This is a genomic window from Brevibacillus sp. HB1.1 (assembly GCF_013332445.1).
GTDB lineage: Bacteria > Bacillota > Bacilli > Brevibacillales > Brevibacillaceae > Brevibacillus > Brevibacillus porteri.
Map to the genome: position 1 here is coordinate 361,546 of NZ_JABMIV010000005.1, position 14,673 is coordinate 376,218.

Consider the following 14,673-nt stretch of genomic DNA (forward strand, 5'->3'; position numbering starts at 1 on the left):
TTAGGTATCCCACTTTCGAAAAATGAGGTGCTGTGCGGATGGACCAAATCGATCATAAAATTTTGACAGTGCTTCACGATAATGCCCGGATTCCCATTTCCGAGTTGAGCCGAATGATTGCGATGTCGCAGCCAGCTGTAACGGAAAGAGTGCGAAAGTTGGAGGAGCAAGGCGTCATAACCGCTTATCGGACGGAGCTTTCTCCCCAGAAGCTCGGCAAGCACACGACTGCATTTGTACTGTTTAAAACGAGTGTGTGTAAGGATTTCATTGCATTCTGCGAACTAGCACCTGAGATTGTCGATCTCTACAGGATCAGCGGGGAGTACAATTATTTGATGAAGGTGCTGACTGAGAGTACCGAGTCACTGGCTGCCTTTTTGGATACATGCCACGTTTACGGATTTTCAACGCCTTTAATTGTTCTCTCGAAACCATTCGAGAATAAAAGTTTGGTTCCAAGTACGGAGTGAAAAAACGCAATTTTTGCATTCATGAAAAATGAGTGCTAACAAATATGATCGAAGAGGTGTTCCGATGAAGGATCAAAATACCGAATCACGCAAAATTGTTGGTCAAACGGCATCGACAGGCTTCCAAGTAGGTGTACGCAGGACGATGCCCATTACCCGAGAGCAGGCATGGGCGTTTTTAACCTCGTCCGAAGGGGTGAGATTATGGCTTGGTCATGTATCGAACCTTACCTTTAGGGAGGGGGAGACCTTTATTTCCAGCGAAGGAATATCGGGTCAGTTTCGTGTTGTAAAGCCGCTCCAGCAGTTTCGTTTAAAGTGGTCGATGAAGGATTGGGAAAAGCCGTCCACCCTGCAAATCCGGCTGCTATCCGACAAGGCTGACCGAACGACAATTAGTTTTCATCAAGAGAATTTGGATCATGAGAATACACGAGAGCAAATGAAGCTTCATTGGGAAGAAGTTCTGAATGAAATCAGGCAAAAGGTCTCTTTGATGTAGAGGGAATAAAAACTTTTGAATAGACGCTGACGTCCATTGTTGAAGGGGTCAGGGCAGCAGCATCAGCCGTCCGGTGCGGCGTACTTCCTTACGTCTGGCTCGAATGTCGCTCCATTGGACGAGTCCAGCTCCAAGTGTGTGGTTCCGCGATCGTCGGTCAGCACGAGTATGCGCGAGCCGACGACAGGGACGCGGTCGGCGCTGGTGCGCATGTGCGCTGAGACGACACGAGGAGCACCGTCGACAATGTAACCTACCTCGACCGTGAACATCGGGAGATCGAAGAGCCAGCGGTTCGCGAAGCTCACGTCGGTCAGCGTCCCGGTGAATGACGAGCCCTCCACGCGGAGGCGAGCGATGTCCGTCTGACGCCGCCGGGCGTGGGCGATCGACCCGGGCAACCGCAGGAGCGTGATGGCGGCCCAGAGGGCGAAGCCGGCTCCGACGACGGCGCCGAGCTCTGGCGGGATCGTCGGCGACGTTGCGATGGCCTCGAGGTCGAATGGTCGCGACGGATCGCTTGTCAGCGTCCAGAGCAGGAGGACTCCCGCGTCTGTGACGAGTCCTCCTGAGACTGCGAGCGATACGAACAAGCCGGCGACCCTGGTCTGTCCGAACTGCTCGACCGCTCGCGAGTACACTCCGCCAGTCGCACCGATCGCGAAGAACAACAGTACCACGGCGACGCCCACCGTGACCGGATGACCGAGGAACATGCTGATCGCCGGTGTTGGCGCCAGGCCGAGCAGGGCACCGAACGGCACGGAGCCTGTCAGCGCCCACAGTGCAGCGGCTGCGAGCAGCCACGGCAGCAACGGAGCCGCGCGTCCGACGCGACGTCCCGGCAGGAGCATAGTCATCCGTCCGTCCTTGTCCGTGGTGGAGAACAGCGGCAGCGTCTCGATGTGCTCCTGCTGACCCTCCGTAGCATCCCTCATCGGCATGGCCCTCCCGAGGAAGATTCTCGCACCTCGAACGGCGGAGGGGGAGTCCCCAAGGCACGGCCGGGTCGATCAACTATAGAATGGAGGAGTTGCTTCCCTTTCTGTATTTCTTCTTCATGAATACTGTATTTGGGTACATCATTTGAAGATCTAGATATCAAGTATCCCTTTTCCATTAATCTGTCAGATATTATTCGTTCGTATTGACGCCGATTATAGTTAGCCATACACACCTTCCCCTCCATAATTTTTGTCCACTGTAAATGCCACCGTGTGTCAAAGCTGCCGATCGATGATACCTGCTTTCATATTCGTTTGGTGTAAGGAACAATCCGATCCCCCATGAAAGTCGTAAATCACTTGAGGTATATTCAAAGCTGGGATCACTGATGCGCAGTTCGTGTATAACGAGGTTATCAATAAGTTTCTCTTATCATCTTCTGATACTTTGCGGGTGGTGTCAGCGACGCTGGTACAAGCTAACGAGATCAAGCGCGGAGAGCCGTATCACAATTGATGGTACACACAATCAGAAAAAAAATAGTGTTTGATCGTAGTTATATCAGCAGATTAAGACGATAGTGATAGTAGTCCGGCGGAAAAAGGCTATAAAATAAAGCCTTTATTCGCCGCTGTTTTGTTGAACTAACGTTCTCCGTTAACTGTCTTTCCGCAAAGTAGTGTTGATCACCTGGGTATAAAAAAAGATCGGCATGATCGGTCAATGCCGCGAGCTCAAGTGCCGCCTCAAGACCCGTACATTCGGAAGTTCTTCAGTTCCTGATTTGAACATTCTCAAGCTGTAGTTTTCTAGCAGATTCGGTTATTGAATTTTTATTACACCTACGTTATATTCCATATATGAAATACTCAAGATAAGGAGTCTCTCTATGCATACATTATCGAATGTCGAATTCATGCTCCTGCAAATGATCGCGGAACATCGTCAAGCTTCCGGATACGATATTATGAAGTTAGTCGAGCAGCGAGGTTATAAAGAATGGGCGAATATCGGTACAACTTCGATTTATGCAGGATTGAAGAAACTTAGCGATAAAGGATGGATCTCGCCTGAGACATCCGACGAGAAATCCGGCAAGGGGCCAACGCCTACCCGGTTTGCCCTCACCGAAGTGGGTATACGTGAGCTGAGAAATGAAATTCTTGATAGTCTGTCGTCTACACGGGAACGTGACAACCGCTTCGATCTCGGTTTGGCCGCTTTGCCCCATATCGGGAAGGAAGAGGCCGTCATTGCTTTACGGAAACGACTGGATTTTCTTGGACAAACCTTGATAAAAATAAGACAGAAGTACGAATCACAAGGCGGAGCTAGCTTGCCGCTGAACGTAAGGGCGTTGTTCTTGCATCCATTCAGCTTAATCGAGAGCGAGCAAGCGTTCGTTAGCCGTTTAATACATGAATTATTGGAGGAGGCAAGTAGACATGGGCAAATTTATTGAAGGTTTCATTCCTTATCAAGGCGAACATTGCGAAACAACCGCCATGGGCAATTTAATGCAATATGCGGGAGTCCGCTTGTCTGAGCCGATGTTGTTCGGACTCGGGCAAGGGCTTGGATTCATATACTGGGATTCGAAGGGAATGGACTTCCCCTTCATCGGAGGAAGGATAAAACCGGATAAACTGACCGCTTATCTCGCCGAACGACTCGGCTTGAACGTCAGATATCAAGAAACCTCGTCCGTCAATAAGGCGTGGCAGAACGTCCGAAGCAGCATCGAACACGGCATTCCGGTTGGGCTTAAATTAGATGCCTATTACTTGGATTATTTTAAGAACAAAGTGCACTTCGCCGGTCACTATGCGGTACTTTACGGTTTAGATGACGAATACGCCTACATGGCGGACACCAGACAACAGGGTGGACTTGTGAAGACGCGTTTGACAAGCTTGGCCGCTGCCAGAAATGCAAAGGGACCCATGAGCTCCCGGAATCGTTCCTTTACGATCGAGCCAAGAGACGCATTGCTTCCGCTTGTTCCTGCTATACGCGAATCCTTGACCATGAATGCGCATGACTATCTGAACCCACCCATTCGGAATATTGGCAATGAGGGCATTGTTAAAATGAGCAATGAAATCTTGAAGTGGCCTTCTCGCAGCAACAATTTCGAACATGATTTATGTCTTACCGCGACGCTAATGGAGCGGGCGGGAACCGGCGGCGCTTTATTTCGGAATCTATATAGGGATTATTTGAGAGATTGTGCTGATCGGCTGGAGGACCCGAGGATCGAACAAGCCCACTGTATGTTTACAGAGATCGCTCCCATGTGGGTTAGCGTCTCTGCTTCAATCGACCATGCAGGAAGAACAGGTGATCACCAAGAGCTCGTGCATGCGTCTAAGCTGTTGCTCGAGATTGCGGATAAAGAACGCGCAGCCATGGAGCTATTGTTGTGATAGCCTTATACTTACATTGAACGCAATCATTCCTTTCGGCACGCATGCTTTTACCGAGTGTCAGCTTAAGCACCTCACACGGATTTTATTCTTGTGCAGGTCATTTATTGCTTGGACTTTCTCCCATAATTCTATTGAAATAATTTCTGGGTGTTTGCCGTTTCTTTCAGGCATTTCTTCAAATGTGCCCTTTTACCGAAGATACTATATGTGCCAGGCATACCACCAAAAAGGTAGGTCAGAATATTCCTCAAATTTAAGTAGGGCTGACTGGATTGAACAGGGAGAACGACCTCTATGGCGTTCTCCCTTTTGCTATTGATATAAAGGAACGGACTAAGGATTGAGTTTTAGCCGATCTCAGGGAGAGGTATATAGTTTCAACAAGATTTTCCATTTCCATAGTATGATTATGTTGAGAAAAGATGGAACAAGCGAAAAGGCGGGAGACAATGAACGAATTGCAGAAAGAAGCGCTGGGAGAGATGAAAACAGCCATTCATAAATGGTTTGACGAACAGGAGAATCGAAAGGACGCAGAGGAAGTGGTCTTACGCACCACGCTGCAAGTAGGCATCTTTAACTTTGTCATGCTGGATTATCGGCCGGGCAGGACTAGGGTTGACAGTTCGAAATCTGTGGGGAGTGCCGCAGGCAAAAAGTCGATGAAAGCTTCACCCTTTACGCGGGAGCAGATATTGCATGAGGTTCAGCCCCTGCTGGCGGAAATCGTAAGGGAGAGGCTGGACAAGTTGGAAACGTCGGCGTTGATCAACTACCGTTTTACCTTCCAAGGAACCTTCGCAACGATGGACGGGCTTGTGGAATTAACGGTGCTGGAAACTGTATATGAAGAGAAAAAGCGGCAGCTTCTGGAGCGAATTCAGTCCTATATGGAGGAAAAACTGGAGAAGGGCTCTTACCCGACAAACAGGCGGGAAACCTTCTTTTTGGCGCGCCATCTGCTGGATCCGTATTTATTCCCCGAACCGGAAGTCGCAAAGACGATAGCTATATTTGACCGGATTCAGGAGTTGAATAAAGAACGGGTTGAGACTCTCGCGGAGCATCGAAGAGATATCATTAGGGCTTTGACCGACTGGGCCGAGAATGTATTTTTGCCGCATTACTATGACGTCACCTGTTCCGAATACAGGACCAATGAGTATGTGATCAAGCCGGATGCTGTTTTTGAGAATAAGGATGAACCGAATCAGCCTATCGACCTTCTGTTGTACGGAGCGGTGATGATTATTCGTTACGAGCCGGACTTCAACAAATTCATGGGCCAGACTTTTCTGGAGCTGGCGAAGCAGCTTGGTAGCGGTAAAGCCGCGCGTATGCTGAAGGAGGGCAGCGACAGCTTCTCGCAAGAAGACGTCCATATGCGTCATGAATCGGTCGAATGCAAGGCTAACGATGTTTTTTCCCTCTTCACAATCGTTATTCGCAAGGAAGAAGCCGGGGCGTACGAGCGGGCGATTTCGTTTATTCTCTCCCTGCTCCGAAAGGACTTCCCGAAAAGCTATAAAATCAAGTTAAAATCTAGCGTGAGAGAGAATTTACCCATCAAGGGGCTAGCCAAATCGGACACGCACCGATTTTTTGCAAATGCTCTGGCTTATTCCGAGCTACATCCTTTATTGGAGGAATACGCTCGAGAGGCGATGAAAGAGTATGAATGGTACGAGGATACGGAAAGCGAAAGAAGCGTAATGCCGGGCAGTTATGCTGTGTTCGGGCTGGGGCTTGCGTCCGATCGGTATTTTCCGCTTGTTGAAGCTTACATGGACTCTGTGGATGATGAGCATCAGCTGGTGCATGACAAGTTCACAGTCGTTTTTGCCGAAACCTATGGCATAACGGAACGCTCGACTCCGACCTTGATCGCCTGCCTGCTACGCTCCCATGATTCGCTAAAGCTGAAGATTCAGCCGGAGCTGGAAAGCGAAGACAAGCTGTCGCTATTCGTACAGCAAATAGAGACTCTGTCGGATGACGAGGCAGAGCGGGTACTGTACCCGATCTGGGGCAAGGCGGAGAAGCTGGCTGCATTGGCTCGCAAGGCGCGGGGAACGCGCAAGGAGCTTATCATTCGTCTGCTAAAGGCAGCGGGTATAGCCTGATGGTGGCTCGGTGAAAGCGGCATTGAAACGTAGGCTTAATGGATAATTACAATGCATAAAAGAAAGGGGGAGAAGAACATGTACATAAGTAAATGGTGGGGAGATTTAATTGGCGGTTCCGATGATTCACTGGCATTAATAGACTATTTGGAACAATTGGACGCAACGGATGTGACGCTCAATCAGATTTTAAAGGACTTGGGTCTGGATGTTCTGCTTTCCGAGGGAGACTTGAAAAACGGCGGAAGTATTGGATTTGATATAAAAAATGCTAACGGCATGTTTCGAGCAGAACTTGATATTGCCTGCTCAGCTCTAATCGATCTTTCAGCCATTGTGTTGGAGTCTCAAAAATCAGGCTATGTCGATTTGCATGATTTGGATGAGGATAGGCAGCCGTGCAAACTTTATATAGATGCCTCTGAAGAAAAAAGGAACCTGCTTCGGGATGAATTGTATAAGTTTTCACGTGATCCGCTGGCTTACGAATTAGCCGAGCTTGTTCCGGCCGATGATATGAGAGAGCTTGCGGAAAAGGCAAAAATAATCGCAGATGAGCTGGTATAAGTTACATCGTTTGTGATAACGATCCTTTGAATATGGCGATGGGTCATTACAAATAAAGATGGTTGGCGTTTAAGTTTGCCAGGCAGAACACTAAGCTGGCGAGGACCATTAGAATATTAATGGAAGACGGAAGAAAGGGGCTGGTTGTGCCAGCCCCTCTTTCATTTCTTTTTCTCCAACTCCGCCTTTAATCTTGCATTCTCTTCCAACAGCTTTTGAACGTCCGGGACATCCTTACCGGAAAACCAGCCGTACAAATCGTCTCTTGCTGCATACTCCGGCAATTGATCACGAAGTACCATTTTAATGTGCCGTACATCTTCAACATAATAAGTAGGAATTTGTTCCATGACAGATTGCTTAAACTCTTGAAACTTCTGATAGTACTCAATTGCTGCGAAGTCGTATGGCTTTTGTCTTAATGCTTCATCTGTGACAACAAAAGCAAATCTAGGTTTGCCCGCTTCTCCGGCATACTCATATTCCCACTGTGTATAGCTCTTGGATTCATCAGGAAGCGTTAAACCATAGAATCCTCCGAGAATCAGGATATATACATCGGACTCGTCGATCCATCTCTTCCTAATTTTCATTGGACTTTCCTTGAAAAATTGCTCGATTCCAGCAGGGATATGACCAGCTTGAAGTACGGCTTCAACAGCGGTATGTCTTTCCTCAATAAGATCGTAGTAAGTAGACGATATGTAAATTTGCAATTTTTTTCTCATAGACCCACCCAAATTAAAGAATTAGTATAAATAGAATCTACCACTCACTCACTTTATTTTCCAGTGAAGTGAATCGTTATTTCCTGATCTGTGTTTTTTCATTCTTCAAAGACTTCTAAATTAGCCAATTTTTTTCTTTACCTTTGTTAGTTATCCAACCTATGCGAAAAGTATAAATAAAGAGTAAGGAGAAATTCGTAGAGTATTTTGGAAGAAAGCTCGGTATTGTTATTCGATACCGAGCTTATTCATTCCTATGCTCATAATTGGCAAGAGAATGCACATAGCTTATCAATAGCGGGCGCATAAGTCCTTGCTGATAAATGAGGTGGGAGGGAGACAAATGAGCAATGAAATCATAAGGAGTGAAATAGAGAGCAACCTGAAGGCCAAAGTAGCTTCTGATCCACAACTGCACAATGTCTATTTATTAATCCATTCTGATAAGCTGGATATCCACTGGCCAATAGCGGCTGGCAATACTGATGGGGGGACAGCCAACCCGAATCAACCCTATCACACGGCTAGTGTGGGCAAGGCTTTTACGGCTGTTATCGTATCGATCCTAGCAGAAAAAGGTCTCGTTACGTTTGACGACCCCATTGCCAACTATTTACCGACTGAGATTCGAAAAGATCTCCACATCTGGAAAGGAAAAGATTACACAAACGAAATTCAGATCAAGCATTTACTCAACAATACTTCTGGATTACCAGATTTCTTTGAAGAAAAGCCGAAGGGAGGGAAAGGATTCCTAGAAGAGATTCTGGAGGATTCTTCACGCTATTGGACGTCGCAAGAAACCATACAATGGTCGAAAAAGCACTTACAGCCGCACTTTGAGCCCGGGAAACGCGTTCATTATACAGACACAGGGTACAATCTGTTAGGGCTCGTGATTGAAAAGGTTACTGCCAAACCATACCACGAAGTTCTCCATGACTACATATTTAACCCCCTTCAAATGAATCACTCTTATTTATCTCAGTATTCCAATCCCGTCAGCAAAAGTGAGCATCCGGTAGCCCATCTACATTTGGACAGGATAAAAATAAACGTAGAAAACTATCGCAGCTTCAGCAGTTTTTACGCGGGAGGGCAAACCGTAAGTACAATGGAAGATCAGCTGCGTTTCATGAAAGCACTCGTCCAGAATCAGATGATTAAAAAAGAAACGCTCGAGATCATGCAGCAGTGGAACAACATGCGGATCGGCATGGATTATGGCTATGGACTCATGCGGATGCGTTTTCTTCCGTTCACGCAAAAGTATACGGGATGGGGTCACTTAGGGGCGAGTGGCAGCTACATGCTTTATTTTCCCAATAGGGAGGTATATCTGATCGGGAGCTTCAATCAGACTACGTATCAAGCAAAAGGGATGAACTATCTCTTTTTTCATGTGCTGCGCAAATTAGCGAAGGCAAAACCCCGTCAAGCTTCCAATATTGACAAGTAAACATAAATGCTTGGGAATCCAAGCATTTTTCTTTTTGCTTTTTGTTCATTTCCACTGTATATGGAAATTGAAGTAAAATAGAGGAGTAATCCTATGATTTGAACAAAACAACAAAAAAGAGGTGTGACGATGGTAGAAGAGTTGTCGAATTACCTAAAGAAATGTGACATAGAAGTGGTTGCTGCGGAGGATTTCACGGTACCTGCTACAAAGGTAGATAAGCACAGTATCTTGGTCCTACCTAGTTTTAATATATTAGAGATGATAGAAGAAGCTGTGGATGAAGAAGGATCACTCTCTGATTATGTACATAACCAGCTAGAGGAAGTTCATCATCTATCCGTAGAGGATGTCTTTCGGCGAATTGTAAAATCTCGACTTTTGTATACAGACATTTCATCCGAGCTACAAAATTTGGATGGAAAGAACTTTGAAGATATCTATCGGGCATATTCTCTGATATGGGAAGGCCAGGAGCTAATCGATGAACAACTAAGTGAAACAGAGACGGAGTCCTTTCAAATCAGTGAAGAATGGGTACAGGATCGATTAGAGGATGACGCCTTGATTGTCCTGGAATTGCCGCTAGCATCTGGTTATGAAGCGCCGTTGTGGATTCCAATGGGCGGCTTTAATGAATGCCCATTGCCCGTTTACCAGTCCGTTATCGTAAAGCACTGGCAGGAGGTATATGGGATCAGGATTCTCGCTGTGACAGAGGACGCTTGGATTTTTCAAGCCGGTTCAAGACCACAGACCTACCAGGAGGCCCTAAAGCTGGCACAAGAGCATTTCATCTTTTGTCAGTACGTCTTGGATGAGTTTCCTTCCTTAGGGCATTATGCCGATTATTTGATGAAACAGGATGTGTGGTTTTTTTGGTGGGATTAGCTCGCCATATTCCTGAAATATCTCCCGTGTTCCTACAATAAACATAACAAGATACCAAAGAACACTGGGGGAAGGAATGAGCAAATCATGCCTCAAGGAATACATGATGTGGAGCTGAACCTGCCCATCGGGGCGGTATGGCAGTTTGTGAGTATAGTGGAGAATTGGGTTCCACTGGTACCTGGCTACATCAGCCACGAGGTAATCAATGAACGTCGTGTCGCTTGGACGTTTACAGGCGAAATCGGCATCATGAAGAAAACGATCAGCCTGCAAGTGGATATCACTGAATGGACTCCGCCAACTGAGGTGAGGTTCAACCTGACAGGGATCAGCGGGAATTTTACCGGAGAGGGTTATTTCAAAGCGAAGGCACTGGGTGAGGCGCGGACGAAAATGACGGGGTGTCTGGATATCACCGCCCATGGTGTGAAGGGCCCCATGATCAATTCCATTCTAAAATCCAATCTTCCGAAGACAACGAGGGAGCTCGTGGAGGCTATTGGAAAACGTATAACGAAATAGCATCCTTGCCACCAAAACGAAAACACGCCAGCTCGGCGTGTTTTTTTGTGTCATGCACGTTTTGGGAGATAATAAAGGCATTCAAGCGGAATAAGGAGTTCAAAGAGGAAGTGAAGGATTATCACAAGTCGAAAGGAACATTGCCATTTCCGATCAATCAGCCTTTACCTTATGATCTGATCAGGAAAATCGGCCAATACCGAGTATCGAGCAACTTGAAAAAAGCAGAGAGTAAATCACAAAGTCGGCGGAGTTGACGCTTAGAGACGGCGATCCTTATAATTTCTTTATGACAATTCCAATTGTAACCACCAAACTGTATATGCCCCCGCCACGGTTGAAGACCGTTACCCGTCATCGACTGATCGAGCAGTTAAACGAGGGGCTAAACCGTAAACTGACGGTCATTTCAGCACCAGCAGGCTCCGGGAAAACGACACTTGTCAGTAAATGGCTCGCTAGCGGTGATCGACCCTTCGCCTGGATTTCCATGGATGAAGGGGATAATGACCCTGCGTGTTTTCTTACATATCTCTTCACAGCTCTACAAAACATTGACCCGAATATTGGAGCGGGCATATTTCCTTTGCTCCATTCCCCTCAACCTCTACCACTCGAATCGATGATCACGACTCTGCTTCATGAAATAATCGCAGTACCCAACCCTTTTGTTCTAGTCTTCGATGATTACCACGTATTGAAAACGGGGCCACTCGATGCTGTCATCTCATTCCTGCTTGAACGCATGCCACCGCAAATACATCTGGTAATTGCGACCCGTGAGGAACCGCGTCTGCCTATCGCTCGGTTACGTGTGCGGAACCAATTGAATGAAGTACGCGCGTCCGATTTGCGCTTTACCTACTCGGAAGCAGCAGAATTTCTGGAGACAGTGATGGGTTTAGAGCTATCACCGGAAAACATCGCTCTGCTCGAAGCCCGCACAGAAGGCTGGATTGCGGGTCTACAGTTAGCGGCTCTTTCCATGAAAGAACAAATAGATATCGCAACCTACCTTCGATCTTTTTCCGGCAGTCACCATTTTATCCTTGACTATCTGGTGGAAGAAGTACTTACCCAGCAATCTGCAAGCATTCAAGCATTCTTGCTGCATACATCCATCCTCGCCCGATTGTCCGGTCCTCTTTGTGACGCCATTTTTGGCGAAAGTGGTATCGGTTCAGGTTCAGGCCAGGAAACGTTAGAATTCCTCGAACGAGCCAATTTGTTTATCGTTCCGCTGGACAGCGAGCGGCGTTGGTACCGCTATCACCATCTTTTTGCTGATTTACTACGGCAGAGGCTCCATCAGCGTTTTTCATCGACAACAGGAGAGGGCGAACGTATTCTCGCAGAATTACATACCCGAGCAAGCATTTGGTATGAAGACACTGGTCTGGAGATGGAAGCTTTTTACCATGCAGTGGCCGCCAATGATACATCACGAGCAGCGCGACTGGTTGAGGGAGAGAGGATGCCGCTGCTCTTTCGTGGAGGGGTAATCCCAGTACGGAACTGGCTGGAGTCGTTATCACACGAGGAGTTGGATGCAAGACCCGCGCTGTGGGTGATGTACGCCTCTGCCTTGCTGATGACTGGTCAAGTGACTGGCGTTGAATCAAAATTGGTAGCCGCTGAAAAAGCATTACAAGGTTTGAAACAAGAGGCCAGGTCCAGAGATACTCTTGGGCATATCGCTGCTATACGCGCCACATTGGCTGTGAGCAAGCATCAATCAGAGGACATCATGGCCGAGGCCAAGCGAGCTTTAGAGTACCTGCATCCTGACAACTTGCCAGTTCGCACAGCCACTACTTGGTCGCTGGGGTATGCTTATCACCTTCAAGGGAATCGTATCGCAGCCAGTAAGGCTTACCAGGAGGCATTATCAAACAGTGAGAAGATTGGCCATGTCATGATCACCATGATGGCCACGATTGGACTAGCGAAGCTACAAGAGGCAGATAATCAGCTCCATATGGCGGCTGAGACTTATCAGCATGTACGAAAATTGGCTGGTTCTCCTCCCTTACCAGCTGCTTGTGAATCGCATCTAGGCCTGGCCCGGATTTTTTATGAATGGAACGACCTGCGTACAGCGGAACATCATGGTCAACAGTCCATTCAATTAGCACGTCAGCTGGAACAAACGGACAGAGTCGTGGCAACGCAGGTGTTTCTCGCTAGACTGAAGCTAGCACAAGGAGACGTTAGTGGAGCGGCTGCCATGATTGCAAATGCTGAGCATGTTGCTCGCAAGCATGGCTTTATCATGCAGATGCCTCCTATTGCCGAAGCACAAGTCCTTCTATTACTTCAGCAGGACAACCTGACAGCGGCAGCCCGATTGGCACAGAAGCACGACCTTCCCCTGCTCCAAGCCCGTGTACTTCTGGCACAGGGAAATACGTCCGCAGCACTTGCGGTGCTCGAACCATTACTCGAGCAGGCAAGGGCAAAACAGTTAGAGGATGAACGACTCAAGATCATGCTTTTACTAGCGGTTGTTCTGCATACGCATGGTGATCAAGCAAAAGCTGCGCAAATGGTGAAAGACGCTTTGGTAATAGCGGAGCCGGGTGGCTTCATTCGTACATTTGTCGACGAAGGTATCCCGATGAAAAGGTTATTGTGTGATGCGGAAGTCTATGAAACGATGCCACGTTATAGAGAAAAGCTACTTGCGGAGTGGAAAGAGGAAGAGCCGAAAAGGGAAGGAGGCAATTCGAATCTGCCCCACCATGTTGATTCCCTGATCGAGCCACTTAGTGAGCGAGAGCTTGAAATTTTGCAGCTCATCGAAAAAGGATTATCGAATCGTGACATTGCCCAGCAGCTGTTCCTCGCACTCAGTACGGTGAAAGGGCACAACCGGAATATCTTTGACAAGCTGCAGGTACAGCGGCGTACGGAAGCAGTTGCACGGGCTCGCCAGTTGGGCTTGCTGTAAATTTCAAAACAATACTTAAGTATCTGTATAGCAATACCGTGCTCCCGCTATACTCATGGCAAAGTACAGGTTAGGAGGATGTCAATGAGAGCCGTGGTATGCACGAAATACGGATCACCAGATGTTTTGGAGCTAAGAGAAGTAGAGAAGCCTAGACCTAAGGATAATGAAATCTTGATAAAAGTTCATGCAACAACAGTTACATCTGGAGACTGTAGAATACGAGCCTTCAAAAGTCCGTTCTTGCTCTGGATTCCCATGCGCCTTGTGCTCGGTCTCACCAAACCGCGAAATCCTATTCTCGGTGTCGAGCTATCTGGGGAAGTCGAAGCGATCGGAAAACATGTAACGCGATTTCAAAAAGGCGACCACGTCTATGCATTAAGCGGGATGCGATGCGGGGCGCATGCGGAGTACATCAGTCTGAAGGAAAACGCAATCGTGGGGTTAAAACCGACAAACGTAACACATGAAGAAGCCGCCGCGATTCCTTTCGGGGGAACGACCGCCTTGCATTTTTTTCGAAAAGGAAAGCTGCAAAAGGGACAAAAAGTGCTGATCTACGGGGCTTCTGGATCGGTAGGGACATCCGCGGTACAGCTTGCCAAGTATTTTGGGGCTGAGGTGACAGCAGTGTGTAGTTCTGCCAATTTAGATTTGGTGAAATCGTTGGGAGCCGATAACGTCATCGATTACACGAAAGAAGATTTTACGAAAAAAGAAGAGCGGTATGACATTGTATTTGATGCGGTTGGGAAAGTAACGAAGTCCCATTGCATAAAAGCACTGGCGCCGGACGGGTTATTCCTAACAGTGGATGGGCAAGGGATTGCAAAGGTGCGAACGGAGGATTTGGATTTTCTTAAAGAGCTGATGGAGGCAGGGCAGATAAAAGCGGTTATTGATAGACGTTATTCGCTGGAACAAGTATCGGAGGCACATAAGTATGTGGAGACAGGGCGGAAGAAGGGGAATGTCGTGATCAAGGTTAGAACATGATGAAATTGTGCCAAAATGAAAGACAAAGGGGGCAACTCTTGTTCAAAGAAAATAATGTTTTAGACTGACTTTCGGACATTAC

13 protein-coding genes are annotated in these 14,673 nt (G+C 47.4%); 11 read left to right on the top strand and 2 right to left on the bottom strand.

Annotation, left to right across the window (positions count from 1 at the left end; translation table 11 throughout):
• Window positions 1-38: 38 nt before the first annotated feature.
• Window positions 39-473, top strand: coding sequence for an Lrp/AsnC family transcriptional regulator (locus tag HPY27_RS16390; RefSeq protein WP_174225456.1), 435 nt, complete (start codon window positions 39-41; stop codon window positions 471-473).
• 64 nt (window positions 474-537) lie between these two features.
• Window positions 538-975, top strand: coding sequence for an SRPBCC family protein (locus HPY27_RS16395; protein ID WP_174225457.1), 438 nt, complete (start codon window positions 538-540; stop codon window positions 973-975).
• Window positions 976-1,037: 62 nt separating this feature from the next.
• Here the strand turns inward: HPY27_RS16395 and HPY27_RS16400 are convergent, their stop codons facing one another.
• Window positions 1,038-1,913: a hypothetical protein gene (locus HPY27_RS16400; RefSeq protein WP_174225458.1), complete on the bottom strand. Its 876-nt coding sequence runs from the start codon at window positions 1,911-1,913 to the stop codon at window positions 1,038-1,040.
• A gap of 896 nt (window positions 1,914-2,809) precedes the next feature.
• Here HPY27_RS16400 and HPY27_RS16405 point away from each other — a divergent pair.
• From HPY27_RS16405 to HPY27_RS16420, 4 genes are all read left to right on the top strand, one after another.
• Window positions 2,810-3,382: a PadR family transcriptional regulator gene (locus tag HPY27_RS16405; protein WP_174225459.1), complete on the top strand. Its 573-nt coding sequence runs from the start codon at window positions 2,810-2,812 to the stop codon at window positions 3,380-3,382.
• On the top strand, window positions 3,366-4,346 hold the full coding sequence (locus HPY27_RS16410) for a BtrH N-terminal domain-containing protein (protein ID WP_174225460.1): 981 nt from the start codon (window positions 3,366-3,368) through the stop codon (window positions 4,344-4,346). The genes HPY27_RS16405 and HPY27_RS16410 overlap by 17 nt, the downstream gene beginning before the upstream one ends.
• 452 nt (window positions 4,347-4,798) lie before the next feature.
• A complete protein-coding gene (locus tag HPY27_RS16415) occupies window positions 4,799-6,472 on the top strand; it encodes a DUF6138 family protein (RefSeq protein ID WP_174225461.1) in 1,674 nt (557 codons plus the stop codon).
• A 78-nt stretch (window positions 6,473-6,550) separates the two neighbouring features.
• Window positions 6,551-7,039: an imm68 putative immunity domain-containing protein gene (locus HPY27_RS16420; protein WP_174225462.1), complete on the top strand. Its 489-nt coding sequence runs from the start codon at window positions 6,551-6,553 to the stop codon at window positions 7,037-7,039.
• Window positions 7,040-7,200: 161 nt separating this feature from the next.
• Here HPY27_RS16420 and HPY27_RS16425 read toward each other — a convergent pair whose 3' ends face one another.
• Window positions 7,201-7,767: a DUF4062 domain-containing protein gene (locus HPY27_RS16425; protein ID WP_017250813.1), complete on the bottom strand. Its 567-nt coding sequence runs from the start codon at window positions 7,765-7,767 to the stop codon at window positions 7,201-7,203.
• Window positions 7,768-8,110: 343 nt separating this feature from the next.
• On the opposite strand from HPY27_RS16425, the gene HPY27_RS16430 reads away from it, so the two are divergent.
• The 5 genes from HPY27_RS16430 (at window position 8,111) to HPY27_RS16450 (ending at window position 14,591) form a co-directional block, all read left to right on the top strand.
• Window positions 8,111-9,226, top strand: a complete 1,116-nt coding sequence (locus tag HPY27_RS16430) for a serine hydrolase domain-containing protein (RefSeq protein ID WP_017250814.1) — start codon at window positions 8,111-8,113, stop codon at window positions 9,224-9,226.
• A 129-nt stretch (window positions 9,227-9,355) separates the two neighbouring features.
• The gene (locus tag HPY27_RS16435; protein ID WP_017250815.1) at window positions 9,356-10,117 is read left to right on the top strand and encodes a DUF4253 domain-containing protein; all 762 of its coding nucleotides are present in this window, start codon (window positions 9,356-9,358) and stop codon (window positions 10,115-10,117) included.
• 87 nt (window positions 10,118-10,204) lie between these two features.
• The gene (locus tag HPY27_RS16440) at window positions 10,205-10,642 is read left to right on the top strand and encodes an SRPBCC family protein (protein ID WP_017250816.1); all 438 of its coding nucleotides are present in this window, start codon (window positions 10,205-10,207) and stop codon (window positions 10,640-10,642) included.
• Between the two features lie 289 nt (window positions 10,643-10,931).
• Window positions 10,932-13,592, top strand: a complete 2,661-nt coding sequence (locus HPY27_RS16445; protein ID WP_174225463.1) for a winged helix-turn-helix domain-containing protein — start codon at window positions 10,932-10,934, stop codon at window positions 13,590-13,592.
• An 84-nt stretch (window positions 13,593-13,676) separates the two neighbouring features.
• Window positions 13,677-14,591 carry an NAD(P)-dependent alcohol dehydrogenase gene (locus tag HPY27_RS16450; protein WP_174225464.1) on the top strand — a complete coding sequence of 305 codons (915 nt, stop codon included), beginning with the start codon at window positions 13,677-13,679 and terminating at the stop codon, window positions 14,589-14,591.
• The last annotated feature ends 82 nt before the right edge of the window (window positions 14,592-14,673 follow it).

What these genes read in the sequence shown, in the direction of transcription:
- HPY27_RS16395 (WP_174225457.1), top strand. Translation starts at nt 538, where the DNA reads ATGAAGGATCAAAATACCGAATCACGCAAAATTGTTGGTCAAACGGCA.
- HPY27_RS16445 (WP_174225463.1), top strand. Translation starts at nt 10,932, where the DNA reads ATGACAATTCCAATTGTAACCACCAAACTGTATATGCCCCCGCCACGG.
- HPY27_RS16405 (WP_174225459.1), top strand. Translation starts at nt 2,810, where the DNA reads ATGCATACATTATCGAATGTCGAATTCATGCTCCTGCAAATGATCGCG.
- HPY27_RS16420 (WP_174225462.1), top strand. Translation starts at nt 6,551, where the DNA reads ATGTACATAAGTAAATGGTGGGGAGATTTAATTGGCGGTTCCGATGAT.
- HPY27_RS16430 (WP_017250814.1), top strand. Translation starts at nt 8,111, where the DNA reads ATGAGCAATGAAATCATAAGGAGTGAAATAGAGAGCAACCTGAAGGCC.
- HPY27_RS16450 (WP_174225464.1), top strand. Translation starts at nt 13,677, where the DNA reads ATGAGAGCCGTGGTATGCACGAAATACGGATCACCAGATGTTTTGGAG.
- HPY27_RS16435 (WP_017250815.1), top strand. Translation starts at nt 9,356, where the DNA reads ATGGTAGAAGAGTTGTCGAATTACCTAAAGAAATGTGACATAGAAGTG.
- HPY27_RS16390 (WP_174225456.1), top strand. Translation starts at nt 39, where the DNA reads ATGGACCAAATCGATCATAAAATTTTGACAGTGCTTCACGATAATGCC.
- HPY27_RS16400 (WP_174225458.1), bottom strand. Translation starts at nt 1,913, where the DNA reads ATGAGGGATGCTACGGAGGGTCAGCAGGAGCACATCGAGACGCTGCCG.
- HPY27_RS16425 (WP_017250813.1), bottom strand. Translation starts at nt 7,767, where the DNA reads ATGAGAAAAAAATTGCAAATTTACATATCGTCTACTTACTACGATCTT.
- HPY27_RS16440 (WP_017250816.1), top strand. Translation starts at nt 10,205, where the DNA reads ATGCCTCAAGGAATACATGATGTGGAGCTGAACCTGCCCATCGGGGCG.
- HPY27_RS16410 (WP_174225460.1), top strand. Translation starts at nt 3,366, where the DNA reads ATGGGCAAATTTATTGAAGGTTTCATTCCTTATCAAGGCGAACATTGC.
- HPY27_RS16415 (WP_174225461.1), top strand. Translation starts at nt 4,799, where the DNA reads ATGAACGAATTGCAGAAAGAAGCGCTGGGAGAGATGAAAACAGCCATT.